The organism is Mycolicibacter nonchromogenicus, assembly GCF_002101775.1.
Lineage (GTDB): Bacteria > Actinomycetota > Actinomycetes > Mycobacteriales > Mycobacteriaceae > Mycobacterium > Mycobacterium nonchromogenicum.
The window spans coordinates 115,965-142,741 of sequence record NZ_LQPI01000023.1; the positions used below are offsets into that span (position 1 = coordinate 115,965).

25 protein-coding genes and 1 pseudogene are annotated in these 26,777 nt (G+C 67.9%); 6 read left to right on the plus strand and 20 right to left on the minus strand.

The window, feature by feature from the left end:
- Window positions 1-63: 63 nt before the first annotated feature.
- A complete protein-coding gene (locus tag AWC18_RS02930; RefSeq protein ID WP_064999951.1) occupies window positions 64-663 on the plus strand; it encodes a DUF1707 SHOCT-like domain-containing protein in 600 nt (199 codons plus the stop codon).
- A gap of 20 nt (window positions 664-683) precedes the next feature.
- Here AWC18_RS02930 and AWC18_RS02935 read toward each other — a convergent pair whose 3' ends face one another.
- Window positions 684-1,319, minus strand: coding sequence for a TetR/AcrR family transcriptional regulator (locus AWC18_RS02935; protein ID WP_064999952.1), 636 nt, complete (start codon window positions 1,317-1,319; stop codon window positions 684-686).
- A 69-nt stretch (window positions 1,320-1,388) separates the two neighbouring features.
- Here AWC18_RS02935 and AWC18_RS02940 point away from each other — a divergent pair, with 69 nt between their 5' ends.
- Complete coding sequence (locus AWC18_RS02940) at window positions 1,389-2,303, plus strand: oxygenase MpaB family protein (RefSeq protein WP_064999953.1); 915 nt, start codon at window positions 1,389-1,391, stop codon at window positions 2,301-2,303.
- A 10-nt stretch (window positions 2,304-2,313) separates the two neighbouring features.
- On the opposite strand, the gene AWC18_RS02945 is transcribed toward AWC18_RS02940, so the two are convergent.
- Window positions 2,314-2,667 carry a hypothetical protein gene (locus AWC18_RS02945; protein WP_131810709.1) on the minus strand — a complete coding sequence of 118 codons (354 nt, stop codon included), beginning with the start codon at window positions 2,665-2,667 and terminating at the stop codon, window positions 2,314-2,316.
- A gap of 178 nt (window positions 2,668-2,845) precedes the next feature.
- On the opposite strand from AWC18_RS02945, the gene AWC18_RS02950 reads away from it, so the two are divergent.
- Complete coding sequence (locus AWC18_RS02950) at window positions 2,846-3,157, plus strand: DUF2563 family protein (RefSeq protein ID WP_064999955.1); 312 nt, start codon at window positions 2,846-2,848, stop codon at window positions 3,155-3,157.
- A 27-nt stretch (window positions 3,158-3,184) separates the two neighbouring features.
- Window positions 3,185-3,802, plus strand: a complete 618-nt coding sequence (locus AWC18_RS02955) for a class I SAM-dependent methyltransferase (RefSeq protein WP_064999956.1) — start codon at window positions 3,185-3,187, stop codon at window positions 3,800-3,802.
- Here AWC18_RS02955 and mnhG read toward each other — a convergent pair.
- The 9 genes and pseudogenes from mnhG to AWC18_RS03000 all read right to left on the minus strand — a co-directional run bounded on the left by mnhG (window position 3,787) and on the right by AWC18_RS03000 (window position 13,670).
- Window positions 3,787-4,134: a monovalent cation/H(+) antiporter subunit G gene (gene mnhG / locus AWC18_RS02960; RefSeq protein ID WP_085137511.1), complete on the minus strand. Its 348-nt coding sequence runs from the start codon at window positions 4,132-4,134 to the stop codon at window positions 3,787-3,789. The genes AWC18_RS02955 and mnhG overlap by 16 nt on opposite strands.
- Window positions 4,131-4,412, minus strand: coding sequence for a monovalent cation/H+ antiporter complex subunit F (locus tag AWC18_RS02965; RefSeq protein WP_064999958.1), 282 nt, complete (start codon window positions 4,410-4,412; stop codon window positions 4,131-4,133). Before AWC18_RS02965 ends, mnhG begins: the two co-directional genes overlap by 4 nt.
- A complete protein-coding gene (locus AWC18_RS02970; RefSeq protein WP_085137513.1) occupies window positions 4,409-4,936 on the minus strand; it encodes a Na+/H+ antiporter subunit E in 528 nt (175 codons plus the stop codon). The genes AWC18_RS02965 and AWC18_RS02970 overlap by 4 nt, the downstream gene beginning before the upstream one ends.
- Window positions 4,933-6,531, minus strand: coding sequence for a Na+/H+ antiporter subunit D (locus AWC18_RS02975; RefSeq protein ID WP_064999960.1), 1,599 nt, complete (start codon window positions 6,529-6,531; stop codon window positions 4,933-4,935). Before AWC18_RS02975 ends, AWC18_RS02970 begins: the two co-directional genes overlap by 4 nt.
- Entirely contained in the window at window positions 6,528-6,977 is a 450-nt protein-coding gene (locus AWC18_RS02980) for a Na(+)/H(+) antiporter subunit C (protein WP_064999961.1), read from the minus strand. The genes AWC18_RS02975 and AWC18_RS02980 overlap by 4 nt, the downstream gene beginning before the upstream one ends.
- Window positions 6,974-9,871: a Na+/H+ antiporter subunit A gene (locus tag AWC18_RS02985; protein WP_085137515.1), complete on the minus strand. Its 2,898-nt coding sequence runs from the start codon at window positions 9,869-9,871 to the stop codon at window positions 6,974-6,976. The genes AWC18_RS02980 and AWC18_RS02985 overlap by 4 nt, the downstream gene beginning before the upstream one ends.
- A gap of 210 nt (window positions 9,872-10,081) precedes the next feature.
- Window positions 10,082-10,263, minus strand: a pseudogene (locus AWC18_RS02990) (response regulator transcription factor); the annotation flags it as partial.
- Between the two features lie 13 nt (window positions 10,264-10,276).
- Window positions 10,277-12,280: a vWA domain-containing protein gene (locus tag AWC18_RS02995; protein WP_085137517.1), complete on the minus strand. Its 2,004-nt coding sequence runs from the start codon at window positions 12,278-12,280 to the stop codon at window positions 10,277-10,279.
- Window positions 12,273-13,670 carry a sigma 54-interacting transcriptional regulator gene (locus AWC18_RS03000; protein ID WP_420093298.1) on the minus strand — a complete coding sequence of 466 codons (1,398 nt, stop codon included), beginning with the start codon at window positions 13,668-13,670 and terminating at the stop codon, window positions 12,273-12,275. The genes AWC18_RS02995 and AWC18_RS03000 overlap by 8 nt, the downstream gene beginning before the upstream one ends.
- An 82-nt stretch (window positions 13,671-13,752) precedes the next feature.
- Here AWC18_RS03000 and AWC18_RS03005 point away from each other — a divergent pair, with 82 nt between their 5' ends.
- Window positions 13,753-14,790, plus strand: a complete 1,038-nt coding sequence (locus AWC18_RS03005; protein ID WP_085137522.1) for an alpha/beta hydrolase — start codon at window positions 13,753-13,755, stop codon at window positions 14,788-14,790.
- 20 nt (window positions 14,791-14,810) lie between these two features.
- Here the strand turns inward: AWC18_RS03005 and AWC18_RS03010 are convergent, their stop codons facing one another.
- The 3 genes from AWC18_RS03010 to AWC18_RS03020 form a co-directional block, all read right to left on the minus strand.
- Window positions 14,811-15,398, minus strand: a complete 588-nt coding sequence (locus tag AWC18_RS03010; protein WP_085137524.1) for a TetR/AcrR family transcriptional regulator — start codon at window positions 15,396-15,398, stop codon at window positions 14,811-14,813.
- Between the two features lie 3 nt (window positions 15,399-15,401).
- On the minus strand, window positions 15,402-17,177 hold the full coding sequence (locus AWC18_RS03015; protein ID WP_085137526.1) for an N-acyl-D-amino-acid deacylase family protein: 1,776 nt from the start codon (window positions 17,175-17,177) through the stop codon (window positions 15,402-15,404).
- A 117-nt stretch (window positions 17,178-17,294) separates the two neighbouring features.
- Window positions 17,295-18,941, minus strand: coding sequence for a carboxylesterase/lipase family protein (locus AWC18_RS03020; RefSeq protein WP_085137528.1), 1,647 nt, complete (start codon window positions 18,939-18,941; stop codon window positions 17,295-17,297).
- A gap of 113 nt (window positions 18,942-19,054) precedes the next feature.
- On the opposite strand from AWC18_RS03020, the gene AWC18_RS03025 reads away from it, so the two are divergent.
- Window positions 19,055-20,308: a cytochrome P450 gene (locus AWC18_RS03025; RefSeq protein ID WP_085137530.1), complete on the plus strand. Its 1,254-nt coding sequence runs from the start codon at window positions 19,055-19,057 to the stop codon at window positions 20,306-20,308.
- Here AWC18_RS03025 and mftG read toward each other — a convergent pair.
- The 6 genes from mftG to mftB form a co-directional block, all read right to left on the minus strand.
- Window positions 20,290-21,738, minus strand: coding sequence for a mycofactocin dehydrogenase MftG (mftG, locus tag AWC18_RS03030; protein WP_085137532.1), 1,449 nt, complete (start codon window positions 21,736-21,738; stop codon window positions 20,290-20,292). The two genes, AWC18_RS03025 and mftG, sit on opposite strands and share 19 nt — an antisense overlap.
- Before the next feature lie 6 nt (window positions 21,739-21,744).
- Complete coding sequence (gene mftF / locus AWC18_RS03035; protein WP_085137534.1) at window positions 21,745-23,160, minus strand: mycofactocin biosynthesis glycosyltransferase MftF; 1,416 nt, start codon at window positions 23,158-23,160, stop codon at window positions 21,745-21,747.
- Window positions 23,157-23,903, minus strand: coding sequence for a mycofactocin biosynthesis peptidyl-dipeptidase MftE (mftE, locus tag AWC18_RS03040; protein ID WP_085137536.1), 747 nt, complete (start codon window positions 23,901-23,903; stop codon window positions 23,157-23,159). The genes mftF and mftE overlap by 4 nt, the downstream gene beginning before the upstream one ends.
- Before the next feature lie 195 nt (window positions 23,904-24,098).
- Window positions 24,099-25,289, minus strand: a complete 1,191-nt coding sequence (mftD, locus tag AWC18_RS03045; RefSeq protein ID WP_064999973.1) for a pre-mycofactocin synthase MftD — start codon at window positions 25,287-25,289, stop codon at window positions 24,099-24,101.
- A gap of 2 nt (window positions 25,290-25,291) precedes the next feature.
- Complete coding sequence (mftC, locus tag AWC18_RS03050; RefSeq protein WP_085137538.1) at window positions 25,292-26,473, minus strand: mycofactocin radical SAM maturase; 1,182 nt, start codon at window positions 26,471-26,473, stop codon at window positions 25,292-25,294.
- Window positions 26,470-26,775, minus strand: a complete 306-nt coding sequence (mftB, locus tag AWC18_RS03055; protein WP_085137540.1) for a mycofactocin biosynthesis chaperone MftB — start codon at window positions 26,773-26,775, stop codon at window positions 26,470-26,472. Before mftB ends, mftC begins: the two co-directional genes overlap by 4 nt.
- Between the last annotated feature and the right edge of the window lie 2 nt (window positions 26,776-26,777).

Sequence of the window (26,777 nt, forward strand, 5' to 3'; positions counted from 1 at the left end):
CCGACGCCACTTTTGGGGAACCCAGCTTGCGGCGATCGCGGTTCGTCGTAGGCTCTGTATCCGATGAGGGACTCAACCCGGCGTGGCGTCGACTCCAACGGCACCCAGTCGCGCGCCGCTGACGCCGACCGCATTCAGTTGGCGCAGGTGCTCGGCGACGCCGTCGCGCATGGCCAACTGCCGATGAGCGAGTACGAGGACCGGCTCGCCAAGGTCTACGCGGCACAGACCTACGACGAGCTCGACGGCCTGCGCGCCGACCTGCCGGGCTCCTCGGTGTGCCCGCACCGCGGTGGTGACTGCAAACCCGCCCCCTCCACGTTGCTGCTGGCGATCATGAGTTCCTTCGAGCGGCGCGGCCGATGGAACGTGCCCAAGCGGTTGACCACCTTCTCCCTGTGGGGCGGCGGCGTCATCGACCTGCGCTACGCCGACTTCACCTCGCCGGAAGTCGAGATCAACGCCTACTCCATCATGGGCGGGCAGACCATTCTGCTGCCGCCCGAGGTCAACGTCGACATCCACGGTTACGGCGTGATGGGCGGCTTCGACCAGAAAGTCGAGGGCTCCGGAACCCCGGGTGCACCGACGGTCAAGGTGCGCGGTTTCTCGCTGTGGGGCGGCGTCGGCATCCGGCGCAAGAGTCGCAAACAGCGTGACTGATCGATGGCGCCGGAACTCACCTAGCCCCGGAAAATGGCCGGATCCTCGAGTTGACGCACCAGCGCGGTCAGCTGGTCCACCAGCTGCTCCGGCGCCAGCTTCACGTCCCCCTCCAGCCAGGCGCTGAGAGTCTGGGCCACCCCACCGACCACGAAATGCGCAACCGCCTTGATCCGGTCGTTGCCCGGGACCCGCAAAACGTTCTGTACGTGGCGGCCGGACAACATCGCGAACAACGCGCTGGACTCGGCGCGTTTGCGCACCAGCAGCGCGTTGGTGAGCTGGGTGCTGAACAGCATCCGTCCGACGCGGGCGTCCCCGGCGATGGTCGCCACCAGGTGAGCCATGCCGGCCCGGGTCTGTTCGGCATAGGGCACCGCGGCCATGGCGGCCTGGGTGCTGGTCGCCAGGTCACCGACCACCCAGTCGAACACCGCCGCCACGAACTCGTCCTTGTCGGCGAAACTCTCATAGAAATACCGCGACGCCACGCCCGCCCGGTGGCAGATGCCGCGCACGGTCAACTCGATCAACCCGCTGGCGCCCAGCAGGTCGAGCCCCGCCGCCAGCAGGCGTTCCCGGCGCTCGGCCAGCCGATCGGCTGCTTGCACGCCCCGATAGGGGCGCTCGGGGACGGCGGAGACCACGCTCACCATCTTGACACCGGGCCCACGGCTGGGCAATATCAGGAAACCGACGTTTCCACAATTTTGCGAGGAGCAGCAATGACAATGAGCGAGCCGGTTCCCCTGGTGGAACGATCGGTGAACGACTCGCTGAGTACGCTGCCCGCGCCACGTCGACGTTCCTGGCTGCCGCAGGTCACCTGCGAGAACAACATGATGATGGGCGTGGCGTTGCTGGCCGGGCCCGCCAACGTGATCATGCAGCTGGCGCTGCCCCCGGTGGGCTACGGCGTGATGGAGAGCAAGGTCGAAAGCGGCCGGGTGGACCTGCACCCGATCAAGCGGGCCCGCACCACGTTCACCTATCTGATTGTTTCCACCCAGGGCACCGAAGCGCAGAAGGCCGCCTTCCGCGAAGCGGTCAACAGTGCCCACCGCCAGGTTCGCTCCACGGCCGACAGCCCGGTGAAGTACAACGCATTCAACCCCGAACTGCAGCTGTGGGTGGGGGCCTGCCTTTACAAGGGCAACGTCGACATCCACCGCATCTTCCTCGGCGAGATGGATGACGAGCACGCCGACCGGCATTACCTCAACGAGGGCAAAGCCATGGCCACCATGCTGCAGGTGCCCGAGGAGATGTGGCCCGCCGACCGCGCCGCCTTCGACCGCTACTGGCAGGAGCAGCTGGACAAGGTCCACATCGACGACGCCGTCCGCGAGTACCTGTTGCCGATCGCGGCCGCAAGGCTGCGGGGCCTGACCCTGCCCGGCCCGTTGCAGCGGATGAACGAACGGCTCGCGCTGCTGATCACCACCGGTTTCCTGCCGCAGCGCTTCCGCGACGAGATGCGGCTGCCGTGGGACGCCGACAAGCAACGCCGATTCGACCGGCTGATGGCTGGTCTTCGGGGAGTCAACAATGTGCTGCCGCAGTTCTTGCGCGGCTTCCCGTTCAACCTGATCCTGTGGGACCTCGACCGTCGTATCCGCGACGGTCGCCCGCTGGTGTGACCGCCGGCCGTCAGGCGCTCTTGCGCAACACCCACCAGATGGTGGCCGACGAGCCGGTCAGCTTCCCGGCCAAGGTCTTCTGATCGAAGGAATGGGTTAACTCGTCGTTGATGGTCCACACCCACCGGTCGCCCTCGAGGTGGGCTTCCCGGTGCCAGCCGACACCCGTGTCGCGGACGTTGAGACAGTCCGGACCGCACGAAGACAACACCCAGGTGTAGGTCGACCCGGCTCGGACGATGCCGGCGCCGTCCGTGATGGTCATGGTGTAAGTACCCGTCAGCGGTGCCGACCCGCTCGGGCTGAGCGTCTCGGTTGCGGCACCGACCAGTGCCGCCGCAACGAGCACTCCTTTCAGACTCACGACTCCGCTCCTTCCCCTCGACCTTCTTGGAGACGGTCAGCCCGAGTCTAGGACTCGCCGGCGCGGTGGCGATACAGGGTTTTCCCTTGTTTTCGGCCGAATCTTCCATCCGTTGGTGAATTGACGGCTCAGCGCCCGCCGGTAGGCTTTGATCTCGACACTGGGGAGGTGACCGGCGATGCACGTCAACCCCCATGTGTTGCGCACCGGAGCAGACGTGTCCGACGACGCCGGCGGCCACGCCGATGACGGTGCTCAGCGCCTTGACGTGGCCGGCCTGACCGCGATGATGTTCGGCGACTTCGATGACGCGCACGGTTTCCACGCCGCGCTGGGCAGCGCCAAGGACGGTCATCGCGACACGCTGCGGGCCCACCACCGCACCCTCACCGGTATCGCCGAGAACGTGCGCACCGCCGCCGCCGGCTTCACCGCGATGGACAATCACAACGCCACCCGCCTGCGAGACGTCGCCGGCCCCCAGCAGTGAGCCGTCCCGGGCTGGGAGAATGCACTGATGGTCGAGCAGAGCCTCTGGATGCAGAAAGTCGCCGCCGATCCCGGGCATTCGCAGTGGTACATCGAACGCTTCCGCGAGATGGCCCGCTCCGGTAGGGATCTGGCCGGCGAAGCACGCCTCATCGACGCAATGGCTGCACGTGGCGCTCGCATCCTCGACGCCGGCTGCGGCCCCGGCCGGGTCGCCGGCGTCTTGGCGAAGTGCGGCCACGACGTGGTCGGTGTCGACGTCGACCCAGAACTCATCGAGGCCGCCGAGCAGGACTATCCCGGGCCGCGCTATCTGGTGGGTGACCTCGCCGAACTCGACCTGCCCGCCCGTGGCATCCCCGAACCGTTCGACCTCATCGTGTCGGCGGGCAATGTCATGGCGTTCGTGGCCCCGAGCACGCGCGCGGAGATCCTGCGCCGGCTACGCGCCCACTGCGCCGCTGACGGCCGGACGGTGATCGGCTTCGGCGCCAACCGGGACTACGACTTCGATCAGTTCCTGCGTGACGCCTCGTCCGCCGGTTTCGCGACCGACCTCTTGCTGGCCACCTGGGACCTGCGGCCCTTCACCAAGGACTCCGACTTCCTGGTCGCTGTGCTTCGCCCCGCTCACAGTGGCGGCTGATCGTCCTCGTCCAACTCGCCGAGTTGGTCAACACTGAGCACCTTGGACATGTCCTGCTCCCGATAGGCCAGCCGACCGACACGGTGTGCCACCACCGGCGCGGTGATCAGCGCGAACAGGATGCTCACCGTCACCATCCCCGCGTCGTGGCTGCCGCGTAGCCGGATCAACGCGCCGAACAGCACCAGCAGCAGGCCCAACACCTGGGGTTTGGTGGCCGAGTGCATCCGCGCCAAGGTGTTGGGGAACCGCACCACCCCGATGGCCGCCGTCAGCGCCAGCACCGACCCGGCCAGAACCAGCACCCCGGCGAACACGTCGAGCACGATCACGGCCGCCTCCCCGGTGCCGCTGAGTCGTCGGGCACCCGGAAACGCGCCACGCTCACCGTCCCGATGAACCCGACCAGCGACAGCGCCGCGAGGCCGTAGGTCACGGTGGTATCCCGGCTGGCCGCCGCCCAGATACCGATCCCGCCCACGGTCATCGCGGCCAGCGTATCCAGCGCCACCAGTCGGTCCAAGGTGCTGGGTCCGGCCAGCAGCCGATACATGGTGATGACGGCGGCAACGCCCATGAGCACACCTGCCGTTCCCCAGATCACGTTCACGCGTCTGCTCCCGCCGGCAGCCAGTCTTCGTCACGCTCGAAGGTGTCGATCAACAGTCGCTCCACCTGCGCGACCTGGTGAAAGAAACGTTCCACCGATTGGTCCGACCCGACATCGATCACGTGGCAATACAGAATGCGTCGCACCTGATCGATCTCCAGCACCATCGATCCGGGAATGAGCGTGGTGATGCCGGCGGCCAAGACCAAGACCAGGTCGGACTTGATGGTCACCGGCACCCGTAGCACCCCGGTGAGCGGGGGCGGTCCCGGTCGCACCGACAGCCACATCAACTGAAGGCTGGACTCCCCCAGATACCACATGAACAGCGCCAGCAGCTTCACCAACGGCACCAGGTGCACCCGGCCCCGTACCGGCACCGGCGGCATGGGCCACAGGACCGTGATCGCTATCGCGACCACAATCCCGGTGGCGATGTTGGGGATCGTGAAGCGGCCCCACAGCAGCACCCACACCGTCGCCAGCGCGGACACCGCGAATATCCTCAGCGCGACGGCCCTCATGGCGCACTCACCGTCAGCACGGTAGAGATGTATTCGCCACGATCCAGAACCTCGGCCGCGGCCCGCTGGGTGTAGGCGAAAATCGGTCCGGCCAGCACGCTCAACGAAAGACCCAGGCCGATCAGCGCCAGTGTCGGGACCACCATCCACGTCGGCATTTTTCCGACGTCATCCCGGTCGGCGTAGGCCACGTCACCGACGTCGTCGAGCAGCACCCGCGGCGCCGCGCGTACCAGCTCACCATCCGGGGCGTCGACCCTGCGGCGCCAGAATGCCCTGGTCCACACCCGCGCCAGCACGTACAGCGTCAGCAGACTGGTCACCACCGCGCCACCCACCAGGCACCAGGCAAGCACCGACCCGTCCCCGACTCCGGCCTGAAGCAGGGCGGTCTTACCGATGAATCCCGAAAAGGGTGGAATGCCACCGAGATTGAATGCCGGAACCAGGAACACGAAGGCCAGGATCGGATTGGCGATCAGACCACCCAATCGATGCAGCGACGATGCACCGCCCTGGCGTTCGATCAGTCCGGCCGCCAGGAACAGCGTGGTCATCACGATGATGTGGTGTATCACGTAGAAGATCGCACCGGACATGCCGAGTTGGCTCGACAATGCGACACCGAACATCATGAACCCGATGTGGCTGACCAGGGTGAACGACAGCAGCCGCTTGATGTCGCTCTGTGCGATGGCGCCGAAGATTCCGATCAGCATGGTCAACAGCGCCGCGACCAGCAACACCGCGTCCATGGCACCGCCGGGGAACAGCAGTGAGTGCGCCCGGATGATCGCGTACACACCGACTTTGGTCAGGATCCCGGCGAACACCGCGGTGATCGGGGCGGGCGCGGTGGGATAGGAGTCGGGCAGCCACGCCGACAGCGGGAACACCGCCGCCTTGATGCCGAACGCCACCAGCAGCACCGCGAAGACGGCACTGCGGGTGCCACTGGGCAGGGCGCCGGTCCGCGTCGCCAGCTCGGCGAGGTTCAGCGTGCCGGTGGAGGCATACACCAGGGCGATCCCGAACAGAAAGACCATGGATGAGGCCATCGAGACCATCACGTAGCCGATGCCGGCGCGGATGCGTTCGGCGCTGGCGCCGATGGTCAGCAACACGAAGCTCGCCGACAGCAGCATCTCGAACCCGACAAACAGGTTGAACAGATCCCCGGCCAGAAATGCCAGGCTGACGCCGGTGGCCAGGGTCAGGTACGTGGGCAGGAAGATCGACACCGGCTGGCGGTCGTCACCGTCGCGCACGCCCTGCCCGATGGCGTAGACCATGACGGCCAGCAGCACCACCGCCGACACCACCAGCATCAGCGCCGACAATCGGTCGACCACCAGGCTGATGCCCAGCGGACCCAGGTTCTGCTCGGTCGGCCCCCAGCCTCCGACGTGCAGCACCAGCGTGCCGTCGCGGTCGGTCAGATACAGCAACACGGCGCTGACCGCGGCCACCGCGGACAGCACCCCGAGGGTGATCGGCCGCTGCAGCCGAGGACGACGACCGACGATCAGCGTCAGCGCCGCGCCCAGCGTGGGCAGCAACACCGGCAACGGAATCAAGACGGCAGCAAGGCTCATCGTGACGCCTCGCTGTCGGGCACGGCGTCGAGGTCACCGGCCACCACCGGCACACCATGGTCCTGTTCGGCGGCGATGACCTCTTCGTCGGACAGGTGCGAGACGCGGGTCGCCTCCGGGTCGTCGCCGATGTCGTCGGTAGTCGTCAGGTTGTAGGAGCGATAGTTCAACGCCAGCACGAATGCGCCCACGCCCATGGTGATCACGATCGAGGTCAGCACCATGGCCTGGGCCAGCGAATCGGCGTCGGTGGCCTTGCCGGAACTGGCCCAGCTGATCGGCGGATTCCCGTCGGGTCCGCCGACATCGATGATCAGCAGGTTGACGGCATTGCCGATCATCATCAGGCCCAACAACATCCGAGTCAGACTGCGCTCCAGCAGCATGTAGACCCCGCAGGAGACCAGGCCGGCAGCCATCAGCAGCGGAATCAGATTGGCGGTCATGACACTCCTGCCAGCGGGCGGGTCGGGGGTTGCGATTCGAATTCTTGGTCCAAGCGCGCGCCCAGGCTGCGCAACACATCGAGCACCATCCCGACCACCACCAGGTACACACCCATATCGAAGATCAGCGACGTCACCACGTCGACGTGGCCCAGCACCGGCAACGTGAAGCTCAGCACCGCCGAGGACAGCACGGGCGCCCCCAGGAACAGCGACCCCAGCGCCGTGCCTCCGACCAGCGCCAAGCCGACGCCCAGGATCTTGCTGGAGTCCAGGGGCAGCGTCTCGCCGAGCTCGTAGCGCCCCCCGGCCAGGTAGCGCAGCACCAAGCCGAGCCCGGCCGCCAGGCCGCCGGCGAATCCACCGCCCGGATGGTTGTGCCCGGCGAACAGGAAGTAGATCGAGACCACCATGATCAGCGGGAAGATGACCCGGGTCGCGACCTCCAGCACCAGGGAGCGCTCATGGGGATCGCGGTAGGCACTGCCCCGCAGCCAGGTGGTGGACCCGATCGCCGGGCTGTAGGAGGTGGTGATGCCCGCGGTCTTGCGCGGAGCGGCGGCGTCGGCTATCCGCGGAGCCCGGCCGAACCGGCCGACGCGGAACACCATCGAGGCCACACCGGTCGCAGCGACCAGCAGCACCGAGATCTCGCCGAGGGTGTCCCAGGCCCGGACGTCCACCAGCAGCACGTTGACGGTGTTGGCTCCATGACCACGGACGTAGGCGGCCTCGGGCAACGCCACGGACACGCCGTCTTGGGTGCGCGCCGCCATGGCGAAGGCGGCCAGCACGGCCACACTGATACCCACCCCGGCCGCCAGCACGATGCGCGGCAGCCGGTTCAGCGCCATCGTGGGTCGCTCCGCCTCCGCGGGCAGCGTGCGCAGGACCAGCACGAAGATCACCAGGGTCACGGTCTCGACCAGCAGCTGGGTCAGCGCCAGGTCGGGGGCGCCGTGGAACGCGAATACCGCTGCGCACCCGTAGCCCGTGACCGCGACCATCAACACCGCCGACAGCCGGTTGCGAGCCACGGTCGCGCCCACCCCACCGGCGAGCACCACCACGGCGACCGTCAACTGCAGCGGGGTGTCCCACAGGTCCAGCTCGACGTGGTTGCGCGCCCCCAATGCCAGCGCCGTCAGTGGAAGCACCACCAGCGTCGCGAAGATCATCCCCTGGTTGAGCGGCAGGGAGCCGCGCTGGGTGACACCGGTCAGCCGCACCGCTACCACGTCGAGCAGCCGCAATGCCTTGTCATAGATGTGGTCGGCCGTGCCCATCGGCAGCCCGCGCAACCGGGACAGGCGCAGCGGGCCGCGGGCGGCGAACAGACCGGCGCCGACCACCAAGACGAGCGCCGACAGCACCAGAGGCAACCCGACCCCGTGCCACAGCGCCAGGTGGAATCCGGTTCCGCCGGGCATGGTGTCGGCGTAGCGGCGCAGGACCGTGTCGAGTGTCGGCACACCCAATCCCAGGGCCAGGCTGGAGGCGGCGAGCACCGCCGGTGGCGCCAGGAACGCCGCGTGGGGGCGGTGCAGGCCCGCGACCGGCGCGCTCGGTGCGGACCGGCCCTTGTCGGCGAAGCCGCCCCACACGAACCGCATGCTGTAGATCACGGTGAACATCGAGGCGACCACGCCGGCGGCCAGCACATACGGTCCGGCAGCGCCGAAGACGGGGGACTGTGCCTCGGTCCCGAAGATGGTCTCTTTGGCGACGAAGCCGACGAACGGCGGCACTCCGGCCATGCTTGCGGCCGCGGCAGTGGCGATCAGGAACAGTCCGGGGCTGCGGCGTCCCAGTCCGGCCAGCCCGCGCATGTCGCGGGTGCCGGTGGCGTGGTCGATGATGCCGACCACCATGAACAGGGTGGCCTTGGCCGTCGCGTGCGCACACATGGCGGTCAGCCCGGCCAACATGAGGTCGCCGGTGCCTGCCCCCACCAGCACGATCATCAGGCCCAGCTGGCTGACGGTGCTGTAGGCCAGCATCAACTTCAGATCGAACTCGCGCACCGCCCGCCATCCCGCCAGCAGCGCGGTCGCCAGCCCCAGCAGGACCAGCGTCGGTCGCCAGCCGGGTGAATCGGCGAACCCGGGCGCCAACCGCGCCACCAGGTAGATTCCCGCTTTGACCATTGCCGCGGCGTGCAGGTAGGCGCTGACCGGTGTCGGCGCCGCCATGGCGCCGGGCAGCCAGAAGTGCAGGGGGAAGATCGCCGACTTGCTCAGCGCACCGACCAGGATCAGCAGCACCCCGACGGTGACGACAGTCCCCGACGGCGGGTGGGCCACCAGCTCCGACAGCAGATAGGTTCCGGCGGCGTTACTCACCATGATGATGCCGACCAGCATCGCCAGCCCGCCGGTCGTGGTCACCACCAGCGCCTGCAGGGCGGCCCGGCGATTGATGGCGCGTTCGGCGTAGTGACCGATCAGCAGGAATGACAAGACCGTCGTCATTTCCCAGAACACGTAGAGCACCAACGCGTTGTCGGCGACCATCAGGCCGAACATCGCCCCGGCGAAACCGACCATCTTCGCGGCGAAACCCGGCATCCTCGGATGGGTCTCGGTCTGCGACCCGACCGGCCGGAAGTACCCGGCGCAGTAGAACAGGACCAGGGCGCCGATGCCCAGGGCCAGCACACACATGATCGCGCTCAGCGAATCAAACCGCAGCGCAATGTCCATCGACAGCCCGGGCACCCACGACACCGTCGCGCGGTGGTCGTCGGCCGGACCGGTCGGCCAGTTGGCCACCACCCAACCCAGCGAAATCAGCGGGATCGCTCCCAGCGGATAGAACGCCGGCCTACCCCATCGACGCACCAACGCCGGGGCCGCAGCAGTGCCAACAATATGGGCAAGCAATATCGCCAGCATCACGCTCCACGTGCCGTTTCGTTCGAATCGATGCGCTCAGTTATATCCGTGCTATGGGCTAAAGGATATCGCGGCCGCGCCGCCCCACTGACCCGTAGCCCCACGTCAGAGCGCCATAATCCAGTCTGTGAGGGCCCGCCAACCGGCGCCATGGAATACAGCCCCCGTTCGGCGGGGGTCGAATCCCCATACGCCCATGGGGGTTTGCCGCTACGGCTCGATCAGCCCCGTCCTGATCGCGTAACGAGTCAGCGCAGCCGGTCGCGTCGGCCCAATTCTGCAGGGCGGTGGTTCCGGTGGCGGTCCACCGTCTTGGCGCTGATGCTCAGATCTTGCCCAATTTCCTGCGCCGGCAAACCCTCGGCGATCAGCTTGAGCCTCCAGCCTTCCCGGGCTCAGGAGGAGTTAACGGCGGCGGGACCTCAAGTAGTCGCCGACCACCGCCGCGCCCAGACCGTCGAGTTCCGGTACCACCACCCGGCCCTGGACCCGCCGAGCCACCTGATCGATGAAGCGGGCCAGCCCGGGATCGTCGCCGAGCCGGAAGATCGTCACCTGGGCACCGAGCCGAGCGACGTCGTCGAAGCCCTTGACGGTGTGGGCGATGGTTCGCGGGTGCGGCGGGTAGTCGAAGAAGACCGATGCGCCACCGCCGGTGTAGTCCTCCAGGTGCGCCGTCGGCTCGCCGTCGGTGACCACCAACACCACCGGCTGGGCATTGGGATGGCGCCGCAGGTGCCGGCTGGCCAACGCAAGCGCATGGTGCAGATTGGTGCCCTGTTCGTAGACGCCTTCCAGACCGGTCAGCTCCGCGGCGGTCACCGTGCGCGCATACCGCCCGAAGGCGATGATCTGCAACGCATCTGATCGGAACCGGGTGCTGACCAGATGGTTCAACGCCAACGCGGTGCGCTTCATCGGCAGCCAACGGTTGTCCATCACCATCGAGAACGACGTGTCCACCAGCAGCGCGACGGCGGACTGCGTGCGGGTCTCGGTCTCGGAGACCTCGACGTCGTCGACGCTGATCGACAGCCGAGTTGCCGGGGCGCCTCGCAGCGCGGCCCCTGCTCCGTCGAGCCCGGGTTCGGCGACTTGCCGCAGCACCGCGTTGGTCAGGGTCCGCGTGACGTTCCACGGTTCGGTGTCGCCGAACTGCCAGGGCCGGGTTGCCCCGGTCAGCTCGCCGGCCGCACCGGCCCGACGGTGGTCGCGCTCACCGCGGCGTCCCGAAAGTTGCCGCGCCACATCACGTAACGCGGTCTCGCCGAGGCGGCGCATTGCCTTCGGCGACAGCCGCCACTGCCCGTCGGAGCTGCGATCCAGGAATCCCTGGTTGAGCAACGCCCGCTCGAGCTCGGCCAGCGTGCGCGCATCGACGGCGGCCTGGTCACCGAGTTGACGGGCCAGCGCGTCGAGGTCGACGTCGTCCATGCTGGCGCCCGGGTACGCCTGCGACAGCTGCTCGGCCAGCTGCTCAAGCTCGGCGATGTCGGCCAGCGCCGCAGCGCCCTCCCCCATGCCGAGCGGGTTATTGCCGGAGAACTCCGACGAACCGGTCCAGTCCTCTCCCGGCCGCGCCGCCTGCAGATGCGCGTCCAGCCGCCCCAGCGCCTGCTGCAGGGACGGGGAGCCGAACGCCTGCTCGGCCAACGCATCCAATTCGGCACGCTGCTCGGCGCTCAGGCTGTTGCGGAAGCGCTGCGCCGCGGCTGCCCGCTGGGCCAGCGAATCCAGCAACTCTTCGACATTGCGCGGGTTCTCCGGGAAGAACTCGCCGTGGGCGTCCATGAACTTCTCGAAGTCTTCGGCGGTGTCTTCGCCACGGGAGTGCTTGTCCAACAGCTCATTGAGATCGTCGAGCATGTCGGTCACCCGCTGCCGGTCGGCATCGGTGGCACCTTCCAGCGCCTGCTTCATACCGGCAAAACGCTGGTCGAGCATCTCGCGACCGAGCAGGTCCTTGATCTTCTCGTAGGACTCCCGGGCCGCGCTGCTGCGCCAGTCGTAGTCGGCCAGTTCCTGCACGGCCTTGGCCGGCGACGGGGAGAGTCCCTCGATCTGCATCTCGGCGAAGCGGGCATCATCGTCGAGCGCGCGGGCCAGCTCCTTGCGTTCGGCGAGCACCGCTTCATCGAGCAGCTTCTTGACCTCAGCCAGGGTGCCATCCAAGTTGTTGCGGCGCAACAGTTCCCGGCGCCTCCGCTGGGCTTCGGCGGCCAGCTGGTCAGCTCCGGTGAGGTTCTTGGTGCCGCGGCGCAGCAGTTCCTGCAGCGCCCGGCGCGGCGACGTCCCCTCCATGACGTCGCGCCCGATCTCCTCCAGCGCCTCGGCCAGGTCGACCGGCGGCGCCAACGGATCCGGCCCACCGCTGTAGGCCGAATACCGGGAGGAGTGGCTTTTAGCCATAGACGGTTTCACCCTCGTCAGACGTCTTGTCGATGCGCTTGGCCAGATACAGGGCCTCCAAGGCCAGCTCGAGTGCCGCGGCGCGTTCACCGTCGGACTCGGCCCCCAGACGCTGCGCGACGGTCTCGATCACCGGCAGGTCCGGAAGCGCCGCCAGCACGGCCTTGGCCGAAATCCGCTCTCCCGTCGTCACAGTCGAGTTCTCGACGGCCGCCACCAGCGGTCCCACGTCGATCCCGCCCAGGACCCGCGATGCCGTGTCGGCGGTCGCCCGGCGCAGCAGGTGCTCCAGCACGGCCTGCTCGCGACCCTCTTCACCGGATTCGAATTCCAGCTTGCCGCGCAGTACGTCGACGATCGTGCCCAGGTCCACCACCCGGGCCACCGGGTCGGTCTCGCCCAGCATCGCGCCGCGGTGCCGCGCGGAGGCGGCCACCGTCTCCGCCGCCGCGATCGCGAAGCGCGCCGAGACGCCCGAGCGCTGATCCACCGAGCGGGACTCACGCAGGTAGCGGGCGAAGCGGGCCAGCACCGCCAGCAGGTAGTCGGGGACGTGCGCGCTCAGGTGAGCCTCTTGGGCGATCACGCCGACTTCGGCATCGAGCTCCAGCGGGTAGTGAGTGCGGATCTCGGCGCCGAAGCGGTCCTTGAGCGGAGTGATGATGCGGCCACGGTTGGTGTAGTCCTCCGGGTTGGCGCTGGCGACCACCAGCACGTCCAGCGGCAGCCGCAGCGTGTAGCCGCGCACTTGGATGTCGCGCTCCTCCATCACGTTGAGCATCGCCACCTGAATACGCTCGGCGAGGTCGGGCAGTTCGTTGACCGCGACGATGCCGCGGTGCGCCCGCGGGATCAGGCCGTAGGCGATGGTCTCGGGGTCGCCCAGGCTGCGGCCTTCGGCCACCTTGATCGGGTCGATGTCGCCGACCAGGTCGGCCACGCTGGTGTCGGGGGTGGCCAATTTCTCGGTGTAGCGCTCGCTGCGGTGCCGCCACGCCACCGGCAGGTCGTCGCCGAGCTCGGCGACCCGGCGAATGGACTCGGGGGTGATCGGCGAATACGGGTGCTCACCGAGCTCCGCCCCGGCGATCACCGGGGTCCATTCGTCGAGCAGCCCGGTCAACGCGCGCAGCAACCGGGTCTTGCCCTGGCCGCGCTCGCCGAGCAACACAATGTCGTGGCCGGCGATCAGTGCGCGCTCCAGTTGCGGCAGCACCGTGTCTTCGAACCCGAAGATGCCGGGCCAGATGGCTGCGGCGTCATCACCGTCACGCAGTCGGGCCAACAGGTTCTCGGCGATCTCCTGTTTGACCCCCCTCTCGCGGTGTCCGGCGGCACGCAGCTCGCCGAGAGTCTTGGGCAGATCGTGCGGGGTATTCGGCGCGGTCACCACTCCACGCTACGACGGGCGCGATGGTCCGTCACGACGTCCCGGTTTATCCGGCCGTCCAATACCCGATACCCTGGGTACTGTGAACTTTGCGGAATGGCGTGAACGACCGGCTCAGACGTACTTCGGTCCGGCATCCTGGCAGGCCCGACTGCTGGCCGTGGCTGCCGCAGTCTTTTTGCGCACCTCGATCGCAGTGCTGACGTTGATCGGCATAGTCGTCGACCGGTTCTGGCCCGCCGCTCTGCAGCGGGCACGCCTCGACCTCATCGACCAACCGATGCGCTACATCCGGGCACTGCCGGGAACCGAGGTGACACCAGAGCGGCTGACGGACTGTCCCGCCGAGTGGGTGGTGGCACCGGGCGCCCGTGACTCCGACCGGGTGGTCGTCTACTTCCACGGTTCGGCGCTGATCACGCTGGGCCTGAACTCCCACCGCCGGTTCGCCAGCAAGCTCTCCGAGGCCACCGGCGCGAAGGTGTTCAACGTCGGCTACCGTTTGGCGCCACTGGCGGGCATCGACGAGGCCGTCTCCGACGGTCTGTGCGCCTATCGCCGAGTGCTCGACGCCGGGTTCACCGCGGATCGCATTGTGGTGGCCGGGGATTCGGCCGGCGGCCTGATGGCGGTGAACACCGCACTCGCCGCACGTGATGCCGGCCTGCCGCGGCCCGCAGGTCAGGTGTTGATGTCACCGCTGACGTCATCGGACATGGAGATCAAGCGTCAGGCTGCGCGCACCCACCGTGACCCATTCTTCCCGTTCATGGCATTCATGTTCATCTACCGGGTGTTCGCCACGGTGAACGGCACCCGCGAACTGCCGGTGATGCCACCCGAAGCGGAGCTGCGCGGGCTGGGACCGTTCCTGCTGCAGGTCGGCAACGACGAGATGCTGCGCAACGACACCTTCGTCCTGGCCGACAAGCTGACCGCCGCCGGCGTGCCGAACTGGGTTCAGATCTGGGACCGCGCACTGCACATGTTCCAGCTCACCTTCGACTTCAACCCCGACGCTCGCCGGGCGGTCGCCGAGATCGCCGATTTCATCAGCCAAGTCACCGCCGGCACGCACGCCGGCCGCGGCCCCAGCCACGCCACGGGTGAAACCGCCTGATTCAGGCCGTCCTTGGACTCCTAGGCCTGCCCCTGCAGCAGAGCCAGTAACAGCGGGATCCGGTTGGCCTCGATCTCGGGTTGCGGCAGTACCGCACGTACGATCGCCGCTCCGTCAAAGGTGTTGGTCAGCAGCGCAACCAGGTTCGGAAAGAGCTCCGGCGGAAACGTGTCCGCGGCGGGAATCGCCCGCGCGGCGTCGCAGATCTTCTCGCTGTAGTCGGCCAGCACGTCCTGCAGAACGGCGCGCAGCTTGTCTTCCGTGCGTGCGGCGATCAGCAGCTCGTAGACCACCGCGTTGGTGGAACTGGCGGTCAGGTCGCGCAATACGGTCAGCACCGCCTCCAGCGCCGGAACCTCCGCCGGGATCTGCGCGACCTGCTTACCGAACAGCTCCAGTTGACGCCGCAGCACCTCTTGGGCGGTAGCCGCCATGAAATCGCCCATCGTGCCGAAGTGGCGGAACAACGCCCCGTCCGACACCCCGGCGCGCGCGGCGATCACTTTGGCCGATGCCCGCGCGTAGCCGATCTCGGCAATGGTGGCAATGCTGGCGTCGAGCAGTCGGGCGACGGTGGTCTCGCGACGCTCCTGCTGGGTTCTGGCCATCCGCTAGACCGATTGCAGCTCACGGGATCCGGCGCGCAGGAATCGGCCGGACTTCACCGTGGTGCCGTAGCCCTCGCAGAACTGGCCGTTGCGGAACACCACGGTGCCACCGACGCCGGTGGCGACCACCGCGCCGTCGTTGCGGTTGACCATCCGGCTCAGGTCGCCGTAGAACGGCACCTTCTCCTCGTAGTAGCCGTCGACTGCGTCGGTCAGGCCGGCCGGGTCGATCACCACGAAGTCGGCGCGGTCGCCTTTGCGCAGCGTTCCGGCGTCGAACCCGAACCAGTCGGCCACTTCCGAAGTCAGCCGGTACACCGCCCGCTGGACGCTCATGAACGGCCGCCCGGCAGCCTCGGCGTCACGGACACGCTTGAGCAGACGCAGCGCGAAGTTGTAGAAGGCCATGTTGCGCAGGTGCGCTCCGGCGTCGGAGAACCCCATGTGGATCACCGGTTCGTTGGCCAACTTGTCCAGCTGCTTGGGCCGGTGGTTCGCCACCGTCGTGGTCCAGCGGACGTTGCGTTCGCCGTTGTCCACCAACACATCGAGGAACGCATCCAGCGGGTGCAGCCCGCGCTCTTCGGCGATCTGCCCGAAGCTCTTGCCGATCAGGCCGGCATCCGGGCATTCGACGATCACCGCGTCGTGGAAGTCGCGGTGCCACAGCGACGGGCCCAGCTTCTTGCGGTCGAAGGCCTTGCGGAACTTGCGGCGGTATTCGGTGTCGGCGAGCAGCGCGTTGCGCTCCAGCTGGTCGCGCAGGTGCAGCGCGGCGGTGCCCGCACCGAACTCCTCGAACACCGGCAGATCGATTCCGTCCGAATACAACTCGAACGGAACCGGCAGGTGCTGGAACCGCACACTGGATCCGAGCACGGCGTTGAGCAGCCGCGCTCCCGGGCCGAAGACCCGCACCGCGCCCGGCGCCGACTTGGCGTCCGCGGAGACCAGCAGGCTCATCCGAACCCCGCGGCGCCGGCCGAACATGCCACTGCTGGTCAAGAAGAAGTTCAAGGCCGTCAAGGGGTTTCGGACGTCGGGCGCACTCTGCAGTATCCGCCCGCGCTTACGCAGCACCCTGATCAACCGACGACGCTCCCGCCAGGTGGCGAATGTCGACGGCAGCGCCCGGGACCGGAACCGGTCGCCGTCGAGCTTGTCGATGGGGGCATCCATGCCGGACATGCCCAGCAGCCCGGCGTCGAGGCCCGCGTCGAGTAGGTCGGCCATCTTCTCCAGCTCGGCATCGGTCGGGACGACGCCGTCGGTGGTGGCGCGATCCAAACCGAGCACCGCGGTCCGCAGGTCGGAGTGGCCGAGCATGGAGCTGATGTTGGGCCCGAGCGGCAACTCCTCGAGGGCACGCACGTACTCGGCAGGGGTGGACCAGGTCTTGTGGGACTGCAGCGCGTCCAGCACAAACTTGCGCGGAACCGCCTCGACCCTGCTGAACAGGTCGGCGGCGTCCTCGGACTCGGCGTACACCGTCGACAGGGAGCAGTTGCCCAGCAGCACCGTGGTGACGCCGTGGCGCACCGATTCCCGCAGACCCGGGTCCAGCAGCACCTCGGCGTCGTAGTGGGTGTGCACGTCGATGAAGCCCGGGACCACCCACTTGCCGGCGGCGTCGATCACCTCCGGGCAGTCGGCCTCATCCAGTTCGCCCGCGACGATGTCGGCGACGACACCGTCGCGGATGCCCAGGGTGCGGACCTGGGGTGCGTTGCCCAGGCCGTCGAACCACAGTCCGTTGCGGATGATCAGGTCATAGGCCACGACGGCTCCCCACTTCGAAGTTAAGATAGATAGTGAGCGCCTACAATCTTTCTGTCAAGGGTGGGATGACCTGCCCAGCGATATTGATCCCGGCGCACTGAGGGAATAGGCGCGAATTCAGCCGCGCAAGGTCGCCCAGAAGTCGCACTGATGCTCGGCGGCATAGTCGCTGATCAAGCGGCTGCCGTCGGTGCGCAGCGACATCCACCGCCGCTCGGGTCCGGATCCGATCACGGGCCAGTCAGGTTGGTCGACGGCGACCGGCGCACCGGTCACCACGAACCCCGTCCAGTACTCGATCATCTGGTCGGACAACCGGCGCTGGGCGGGGTCCAGCGGCGGGGCGCCGCCGATGTCGAAGAGATAGCGCATCTCCAGGGAGTGGGTGGCCCCGATCGGGAACGGCACCTGGTCGTATAACTCAGGCGCCGGCGCGTGCGGGTCGTCGAACTCATAGCCGTAGACGGGCGCGCCGCCGGCCAGACCGCGCGACATCCGGTCGGCCAGGCACGCGAAGATGTCGTCAGTCGCCGCGGCGGCATAGGCCAGCGAGACGCTGCCGTCGTACCGGCCCGGCGGATAGTGCTCGGCCACCGCCGCAGCGGAGTCGTGACCGAATGTGTCGCCCAGCTCGTCGCGGTATTCGGCGGCGGTGATCTCCTGTCCGACGCGCAGATACCGCAGCGCGACGAACATGGTGAACTCGTCACGGTTGACCCCCAGCAGCACCGGCTTGCCCGCAGGTCCCCCCTCGTCGGGCGATTCGCGGAACTCGCGCACCGGGTCCTTGGGCAGCAGCGCCCCGCCGATCACCGGGCCGCTGAGGCGATCCGTGCCGAACCGCGAGTACCACAGCGGCTTGGCGAACCGGTCGGACGGCAACGCCCGCAGACACGCCGCGATTCGCTCATCACGGTCCGCCGGCTCCGTCGCGTGCTCACCGCAGCCCAGGGATTCGGCGTATTCGCGACTTATCTGCTGCGCCTCGGGCACCTCGACCTGGGCCTGGCACGGCCCGCTCTGGATGATCGCGGCCCGAAACAGGCCCGCCGAATCCGGAGCGGCCAGGTGGTCGCAGACCGACATAGCCCCGGCGGACTCACCGGCGATCGTCACTTTGTCTGGGTCGCCGCCGAATTCGTCGATGTTGTCCCGGACCCAACGCAGTGCCGCCTGCTGGTCGGCCAGGCCGTAATTGCCGGGATCCCCCAGTGCGGTGTCGGCCAGAAAACCGAGCGCGCCCAGCCGGTAGTTGATGGTGACGACGATGATGCGTCCCCGGACGGCAAGCCGCTGCGCGTGATAGATATCGCCGGCCCCCCGCATGAAACTGCCGCCGTGGATCCACACCATGACCGGTAGCGGCTCGGCGGCAGAACCGGTGGGCGTCCAGACGTTGAGCGTCAGGCAGTCTTCGCTGACCGGATCGACGCCGGCGTCCGGCTGGATGCACCAGGGCCCGCGCCTGACCGCATCGCGCACCCCCGGCCACGCCGGCACAGGTGCCGGGCGTTTCCATCGCAGCGGGCCCACCGGCGGCGCGGCGTACGGGATCCCTTGAAACAGCCGGTGATCCGGCCCGACGGTTCCCCGCAACAGGCCGGACCCGGTCCGCACCACATCGGCGTTGAGGGCAACCGCGCGGGGACTCACGCTGGGGTACGCCGCCCCGTCGGAGCTCGCGCACCCACCCGTCAGCACCGCAGCGGCCGCCACGACGACGGCGCCGACCCGGCGACGCCACCGGCACGATCCGATCGACATGACCGAAGAGCCTAATCGGGGAAGATCACGCCAAAGCGCCGCCACGACGGGCGGTGATCCGTAACACTGGGCACACCCTGACACGTGTCAATAAGTGCGACGAGGAGTAGGGCTTGAGCACACCGATCATCGACCAGGCCGCCCAGGTGTTCGTCGACCCCAGTGCCTATGCCGACGAACCGCGTCTGCACGCGGCCCTGACCCATCTGCGCGCACACGCACCGGTGTCCCTGGTCGATCGGCGGCCCTATCGACCGTTCTGGGCCATCACCCGGCACGCCGACATCATGGAGATCGAACGCGACAACCAGCTGTGGATCAACGCGCCGCGTCCCCTCCTGGCGCCCGCCGACGCCGACGACCTGCAGCAGGCCCTGCTGGATTCGGGGATGGGCCTGCGGACGCTGATACATATGGACGATCCGCAACACCAGAAAATGCGGGCTGTCGTCTCGGATTGGTTCCGCCCCAGGGCGTTGCGAACGCTCAAGGCCCGCGTCGATGAGCTCGCCCACCACTATGTCGAGAAGATGGTGCAGCTCGGGCCGGAGTGCGACTTCGTTCAAGAGGTCGCGGTCAACTACCCGCTGTACGTCATCATGTCGCTGTTGGGCCTGCCCGAGACCGATTTCGGCCGCATGCTGCGGCTCACCCAGGAGCTGTTCGGCAGTGACGACGACGAATACCGCCGCGGCCTGACTCCCGAGGAGCAGCTGCCGGTCCTGCTCGACTTCTTCTCCTACTTCGCAGCGTTGACCACCGCCCGGCGAGCACAACCGACCGAGGACTTGGCCTCCACGATCGCCAACGCGACGATCGACGGCGCCCCGTTGTCGGATGTGGACACCGCCTCCTACTACGTGATCATCGCCACCGCCGGACACGACACCACCAGCGCGGCGATCAGCGGCGGACTGCGCGCACTGATCGAACACCCCGATCAGCGGGAGCGGTTGCGCGCGGACCTGGGTCTGATGCCGACCGCGGTGGAGGAGATCATCCGCTGGGTGACCCCGGTCAAGGAGTTCATGCGCACCGCCACCGCCGACACCGAGGTGCGCGGGGTGCCCATCAGCGAAGGCGAATCGGTCTATCTGTCCTATGTTTCGGCCAACCGCGACGAGGACGTGTTCGCTGACCCCTTCGCCTTCGACGTCGGGCGCGACCCGAACAAGCACCTGGCGTTCGGTCACGGTGTGCACTTCTGCGTGGGCTCGGCTCTGGCGCGCATGGAGATCAACAGCTTCTTCAGCGCCCTATTGCCGCGGCTGGAAGAGATCGAACTGGCCGGCGAGCCGCAGTTGGTGTCGACGACGTTCGTCGGCGGCCTCAAGCACCTGCCGATCCGCTACCGGCTGCAGTCCTGACCACCCAGCAGTGTCACGGCGCGGTGCGCGAACATCGCGATCGTCGCGTGCGGCCCGCGACTGGTGATCCGGGGCAGCGCCGAGCCGTCGATCACCCACAGGCCGTCGATGCCACGCACCCGGCATTGCGCGTCGAGCACCGCGCCCTGATCGTCGTCCGCGCCGATAGGCGCACTGCCGCACAGGTGCTGTGACGTCGACCAGCGCGGTTGGGTGTCAACGCCTCTCAGTCCCAGGATCTGCTTGACCAGCTCCACACCGCGGCACAACGCCGCCAGATCGTCTGGCTCAGTGTCATAACGGTGTTCGATGCGAGGCGCCACCCGCGGGTCCGCCGAGATCAGGCTTATCCGGCCGCGAGCCTGCGGAGTCATCAGCGCCACCCCGATCTGCGGCTGATCGGGCGTATCGGTCTCGCCGACCATCGTGGCGAAGCCGGCGGTATAGGGCCGGATCTCCAAGTTCTCATGGTGCAGCACGGACTCCAGCACGGTGCGCCCGGGCGTGCCCGGCCATTCCGCGGCCACCAGCCATTCCGGGTGGTCCGCGCAGTGAGCGCCGACCGGGAGTGCTGCGTGTACCGCGATGCCGACATCACGCAGCATCGCCTCCACTCCCACACCGGACAGCATCAACAGATGTGCTGATCCGATCGCCCCGGCGCACAACATGATTCGATCGGCCGCCAAGGTGACGGGACCCTGCTCACCGATCGCTTCGACGGCGACGGCGCGATCGCCTTCGATCACGACGCGTATCGCCCGGGTCTGGGTCAGCAGTGCGAGGTTGTCCCGCGACAATGCGGGCCGCAGGTACGCCATTCCCGGTCCGGTACGCACGCCGTCGGCGGTGACGTTGAGCGGCACCGCTCCCGCCCCGGATTGTGTCGTCACCGTCGCATCGTTGAGGTCGTCGATCCATCCGAACCCCGCTCGTTGCACAGCATCGTTGAATCGCTTTGTGCTGTCGGACATTTGACGGGACCGCCGCACAGGAATCGGGCCTGCGTCGCCGTGCTGGGGACCCTGAAAGTCTAGGTCGGTCTCAATGGCCCGAAAGGACTCCAAGACCTGCGGCCACGCCCAACCTGCGGGATATCCGGCGAAGTCTGCCGGGCGCCCCCGACAGAAATAACCCCCGTTGACCGCGCCGGAGCCTCCGACGGTCGCGCCCCGCACGATCGTCAGCGCGTTGTCGGTCCTGCTGAGCAGCTCAGCATGGTAGCGACGCACCAGCCGGCTCGCCGGGCCGATCGGCAATGTCAGCGCGTCGGCGGTCTGCGCGGCCAGAGCCGGATCGTCCAGGCCGGGGCCCGATTCCAGCACCGTGACCGTGCATGAGGGATCGGACGAGAGCATTTCCGCGACAATCGATCCCGCGCTACCAGCCCCCACCACCAACACATCGCTGTGTACCACCGGAACGCTCAAGGCGACCTAGCTGCGGATCTGAGGCTTGAGTGCGGCGAGGTTGCGTTCGCGTACCACGCCGCTCCACAGGCCGGCGCCGTATGCCAGGTCGTCGACCCGCTTGAGCAGCAGATAGGCCGGCAGCCCCAGGGGCCGGGAGTCATCGTCGTCACTCCGTGCGTGCCGCAGCCAGTCCACCACCCCGTCGGCGATCGCCGCCAGCAGCAGCGCTCGGCGGCATCGCTGTGACAGGCACGCGGCCAGCAGGGCGACCGGCCAGTAGTGCCGGCACAGGGCCGAGGCGAGTTGCAGCCCGGCATTTGCCAGTCCCCGCAACGTCACCATCAACACGTCTGCCGGCGCGGTGTCCGGTCCGCGCATGGACCGGGCAACGCGGTGCCCGGTCAGCGCCGCGATCGCCAGCGACACCAGATAGCCCAACGCCGAGCCCAGCGCCATCAGCGCCCAGCCCGCCAGCGCCCAGCCCGAGATCACCATCGGCGCGGCCTTGTCCGGGTGGCGGGCCGACAGCGGCGCCGCCGATCCACCGTAGAAAGCCTTGCGCGCCATCCAATCCCGCAACGCTACTCGATGATCGTGGGCTACCTGCGCGATCGGCTCGTAGCGCAGCCGACTACCCGCATCCACCAGCCGCCAGCACAGATCGACGTCTTCTCCGGATTGCAGCGCCTCGTCGAAGCCCCCCACCTCCCGCAGCGTGCTGGAGCGGCAGATGATCGCCGCACTGGGGACATAGGCGACCTTGCCGTAGGGCACCACCGGCGCCTCGCACCCGCCCAGGTCCAGCGACGAGCGGATGGCCTCATACCGCGCGACCAGGTGGCCGCTGTCGGCCATCCCGACGATCCGGGGGGCGACCAGCGCCACGGCCGGGTCGCAGAAGTGCCCCAACAGTGCCTCCAGCCAGCCCCGGCGAGGCACCACATCGGAGTCCAGGAACGCCACGAAGTCCGTCGTGCAGGCCTGCAGTCCGGTGTTGCGCGCTGCGGCCGGTCCCCGGCTCGTCGGGTGGCGCAGCACCTGCACCTCGCAGCAGTGCGCGGCGGTCAGCTCCTCTCGGCGAATCGGGACCTGCGACCCGTCATCCACCACCACGACGCGCAGACCTCGCAGTGCCGCGACCAGACGTTGCAGCCCGACAATGTTGTCCCGCACCGGGATAACCACCGTCACGTCTCGATACGATGGCCCGCCGGCGGGCCGCGGATGGGCGACTGTGGCGTCGAGCAGGGTACGGGCCAGTTGTGCGCTGACGGCGTCGCGCACTTCCAACCGGCCATCGGACAGCATGCCCTGGGCGGCCGGCGCCAACCGAAGCAGCCGGGTCGGCGAGCCGCCCAACAACGTGGAGCCACGCCCCAGGACCCGCACCCTCCGGTCGACCTGTACGGCGAAGCCGTCAGGCAGCCGAGCCGCGGTCATCGCAGCATCCCGTCCGGCCCGGGCGCCCAGGCGCCGATGGCCGCCAGGCCGGCGTCGGCCATCTCGCCGAAGAGACGCTGCCCTTCACCGGCGGTGGCGGTGGTCGGGTCACCGAGCACCCCGACAGCGCTCACCGCGCCGACACCGCCCTCGCGCATAGCGGGCAGCAGCTGCGCCACCGGCGCACTGTTGCCCGGCAGCGCCCGGTCGAATCTCACACTGTCCGGCGAAAGATGTAGCAGCAGAGATGTTTCGGTGTGACCGGCGTGGGCGTCGGCGCCCGGCGCGGCGCACGGGAGCCAGGCCACATCGCGACCTTCGAACCGCAACAGGCGTACCGCCTCGATCAGGGCGGGCACGTTGCCGCCGTGGCCGTTGACGAAGAGCACCCGCTGGGCCCAGCAACAGGCGGAGCGGCCGTACTCCAGCAAAAGTTGGACCAGTGCCTTGGTGCCGATCGAGATGGTGCCGGCAAAGCTCTGGTGCTCCCCGCTGGCCCCGTAGGCGATGGCCGGCGCCACCGTCCAGCCGGGCCCGGACCCGGCACCCTCCGACCGCTCGGCCAGCCGCTCGGCGAGCGCCCGTGCGACCCGGGTATCGGTGTCCAGCGGTAGGTGCGGGCCGTGCTGCTCGGTCGACCCCACGGGGACCAGGAGCATCATCCCCCGCCCGGTCGGCTCACGCTGTAGCTGGTTATGCAGTTCGCTCCAGGTCGCACCACCGAGCTCGCCGCCAACCGCCATCGGAAGATGGTAAGCGAATTCACCTGTCGTACACCAGTTGTTGACGTGTACGACCTACAAAATTTTTTCGCCTCAGGGCCCGGGAATCCGTCCGTTTTATCACGCCCGTCCCGCCAGCCACGAGCGTATCAGCGCTGACGCCGTTTTGCCAGGTGAGCGTTCCGACCGACCGCGCGGTGGATTGCCGCCTTCCGCCTACACCTCGGCGGCGGGCACGCCCAGCGCCCGGGCGAATCCGTCCGGAATCAGGATGTCGTCCGGCGTCAGATCGTGCACCGAGGCCCGGCCGAGGCCCATCAGGGCTGAGTCGATGCCGCCCCGGAGGATGTCCAAGACGTTCTCCACGCCGGGCTGCCCGGCGGCACTGAGCCCCCACAGGTAGGCGCGCCCGATCATCACCGCGCGGGCACCCAGCGCCACCGCCTTGACGACGTCGCTGCCCCGTCGGATGCCGCCGTCCAGCAACACCTCGATCTGGTCGCCCACCGCCTCGGCGATGGCCGGGAGCGCCCGGATCGTCGCCGGCGTGCCGTCCAGGTTGTTGCCGCCGTGGTTGGAGACTGAGATCGCCGAAACACCGGCATCAACAGCACGTTTCGCGTCATCTACCCGCATCACGCCTTTGAGCATGAACGGTCCGCCCCACAGCTCACGCAGCCAGGCGATGTCTTCCCAGGTCGGGGGCGGCGTGCCCATCCATTCCCCATAGGCCTGAAAGAACGGTGGTCCGGCCTCCCCGCGGCCCGCCTGGTTGGGCACCCGCAGGCTCGGCGGACGCATGGTCTTCGCCCACCGCCACAACCATCCGGGCCTGGAGAGCGCCTCCGGCATCATCTTGACCATGGTCTTGAGGTCCATCTGCTCCGGGATGGTGGGGCTGCCCCAGTCCCTGCCGTGCGAGAAGCTCCAGTCGGTGGTCGCGATCATCCCGACCGCCCCGGCTGCCCTGGCGCGCTCCGCCCGCTCGGCGATGGCGTCGCGACCGCCCAGCCAGTAGATCTGAAAGAAGGTCTTGGGGTTGGCTGCGATCACCTCCTCCATCGGCTTGCTGGCAAACGACGAGAGACCCATCGCGGTGCCGCGGGCCGCGGCCGCTCGTGCGACGGCGACCTCACCATCCGGATCCACCGCCTGCACGCCGGTCGGCGAGATGATCACCGGCATGGAAATCTCTTGCCCCATAACGGTTGTCGACAGTTCGCGACTGGCCGGCGCGCCCACCACGTGCGGAGCGAATCCCAGTTCGCTGAAAGCGGCCACGTTGTCGCTGACCGTCAAACCCTTTTCACTGGCCGAGATCAGCGACGAGTACGCCGATTTTGGGAGGCGCTTCTTGGCTCGCTCCTGGGCAATAGCAACAGTTTCGAACCAGACATTACGAGCCATTGTCAGATGGGACTTTCATTGCAGAGGCGGGCCGGCGGACGCATGGACAGCGTCAACGGCACCACGTTGGTGATCGGCTTGCCGCGGGAGTGGTCCGCGGCCGGCCGGGGCTTACTGCGGTCCTGGGCCAGCGCGGGTGCGCCATAGCCTTGGACACATTCTGGATCGGGCCCATCCAGCGGCAAGCCGGTGAAGAACTTTGCGGCCATGCAGCCGCCCCGGCAGCTGTCGTAGTGGTCGCAGCTTCCGCATGCTCCCGCGGACTGCGGCTCCCGTAGTTCACGAAACAGCGGGGCGTTCTTCCAGACGTTGTCAAAACCACCGTCGGACAACACGTTTCCAGCCAGGAAGCGGTCGTGGATGGCGAATGGGCAGGCGTAGACATCGCCGACGGGGTCGATGAGGCAGACCACCCGCCCGGCGCCACACATGTTCAGGCCGGCCAGCGCTCCGGGCGCGCCCAGTCCGGACAGGTGGAAGAAGGAGTCCCCGGTGAGAACCCGTTCCCCGTTGGCCACCAGCCAGTTGTACAGCTGGACCTGCTGGTCGGCGGTCGGATGCAGGTCGTCCCACACGTCGGCGCCCCGCCCCGACGGCCGCAGCCGCGTGATGCGCAGCGTGGCTCCATAGCGGCTGGCCAACGCGGCGAAATCGTCAAGCTGGTCGATGTTGTGACGGGTCGCGACCACCGAGATCTTGGCGTCGGAGAATCCGGCCGCGGCCAGGTTCTCCAGCGCGCGGATCGCCATGTCGAACGAGCCGGGGCCGCGAATGGGGTCGTTGACCTCTGCGGTGGCGCCGTCCAGGGAGATCTGCACGTCGACGTAGTCGCTGGCGGCCAGTTTGGCCGCAATCTCAGGGGTGATCCGCAGACCGTTGGTGGAGAACTTCACACCGACGTGATGTTCGGTGGCGTAGTCCACCAGCTCCCAGAAGTCCGAGCGCACAGTGGGTTCCCCGCCACCGATGTTGACGTAGAACACCTGCATGCGTTCCAGCTCGTCGATGATGTCCTTGCACGCCTGGGTGGACAGCTCGCGCGGATCACGCTTGCCCGACGAGGACAGGCAGTGCACGCACGCCAGATTGCAGGCGTAGGTCAGTTCCCACGTCAGGCAGATCGGCGCGTCGAGCCCGTGCTCGAACTGCTCGATCAGCCGGGGCACCGGTGCCACGGATGTCATTGGCCCTCCCTGGGCATCAGCATCTTCGAATCCGCCAGCACCCGCAGCGCATGCAGGTACGGACCCTGGTCAGCATCGTCGACTCCGGCTGCGCGGCAGGCGGATCGGACATCGTCGTGGTCCGGAAGAGACCGCACCACCGCCACGATGGTGCGGTTCTTCAGGAACGACAATTTGCGGGTGCCGAAGTGGTACAGCAAGGCACCAAACGGCTCCGGACGGAGCGCCACCTGCGGGTGCAGCTCCCAGCCGCGGTCGGGGTCGAACGCTGTTGCCTCCGAGGCCACGGCGACCTCCGGCATGG

What these genes read in the sequence shown, in the direction of transcription:
- AWC18_RS02930 (WP_064999951.1), top strand. Translation starts at nt 64, where the DNA reads ATGAGGGACTCAACCCGGCGTGGCGTCGACTCCAACGGCACCCAGTCG.
- AWC18_RS03010 (WP_085137524.1), bottom strand. Translation starts at nt 15,398, where the DNA reads ATGGCCAGAACCCAGCAGGAGCGTCGCGAGACCACCGTCGCCCGACTG.
- AWC18_RS02970 (WP_085137513.1), bottom strand. Translation starts at nt 4,936, where the DNA reads ATGAGGGCCGTCGCGCTGAGGATATTCGCGGTGTCCGCGCTGGCGACG.
- mftE (WP_085137536.1), bottom strand. Translation starts at nt 23,903, where the DNA reads ATGGCGGTTGGCGGCGAGCTCGGTGGTGCGACCTGGAGCGAACTGCAT.
- AWC18_RS03020 (WP_085137528.1), bottom strand. Translation starts at nt 18,941, where the DNA reads ATGTCGATCGGATCGTGCCGGTGGCGTCGCCGGGTCGGCGCCGTCGTC.
- mftF (WP_085137534.1), bottom strand. Translation starts at nt 23,160, where the DNA reads ATGACCGCGGCTCGGCTGCCTGACGGCTTCGCCGTACAGGTCGACCGG.
- AWC18_RS02935 (WP_064999952.1), bottom strand. Translation starts at nt 1,319, where the DNA reads ATGGTGAGCGTGGTCTCCGCCGTCCCCGAGCGCCCCTATCGGGGCGTG.
- AWC18_RS02995 (WP_085137517.1), bottom strand. Translation starts at nt 12,280, where the DNA reads ATGGCTAAAAGCCACTCCTCCCGGTATTCGGCCTACAGCGGTGGGCCG.
- mftD (WP_064999973.1), bottom strand. Translation starts at nt 25,289, where the DNA reads ATGGCTCGTAATGTCTGGTTCGAAACTGTTGCTATTGCCCAGGAGCGA.
- AWC18_RS02955 (WP_064999956.1), top strand. Translation starts at nt 3,185, where the DNA reads ATGGTCGAGCAGAGCCTCTGGATGCAGAAAGTCGCCGCCGATCCCGGG.
- AWC18_RS02980 (WP_064999961.1), bottom strand. Translation starts at nt 6,977, where the DNA reads ATGACCGCCAATCTGATTCCGCTGCTGATGGCTGCCGGCCTGGTCTCC.
- AWC18_RS02950 (WP_064999955.1), top strand. Translation starts at nt 2,846, where the DNA reads ATGCACGTCAACCCCCATGTGTTGCGCACCGGAGCAGACGTGTCCGAC.
- mftB (WP_085137540.1), bottom strand. Translation starts at nt 26,775, where the DNA reads ATGCCGGAGGTCGCCGTGGCCTCGGAGGCAACAGCGTTCGACCCCGAC.
- AWC18_RS02975 (WP_064999960.1), bottom strand. Translation starts at nt 6,531, where the DNA reads ATGAGCCTTGCTGCCGTCTTGATTCCGTTGCCGGTGTTGCTGCCCACG.
- mftC (WP_085137538.1), bottom strand. Translation starts at nt 26,473, where the DNA reads ATGACATCCGTGGCACCGGTGCCCCGGCTGATCGAGCAGTTCGAGCAC.
- AWC18_RS02940 (WP_064999953.1), top strand. Translation starts at nt 1,389, where the DNA reads ATGACAATGAGCGAGCCGGTTCCCCTGGTGGAACGATCGGTGAACGAC.
- AWC18_RS02985 (WP_085137515.1), bottom strand. Translation starts at nt 9,871, where the DNA reads ATGCTGGCGATATTGCTTGCCCATATTGTTGGCACTGCTGCGGCCCCG.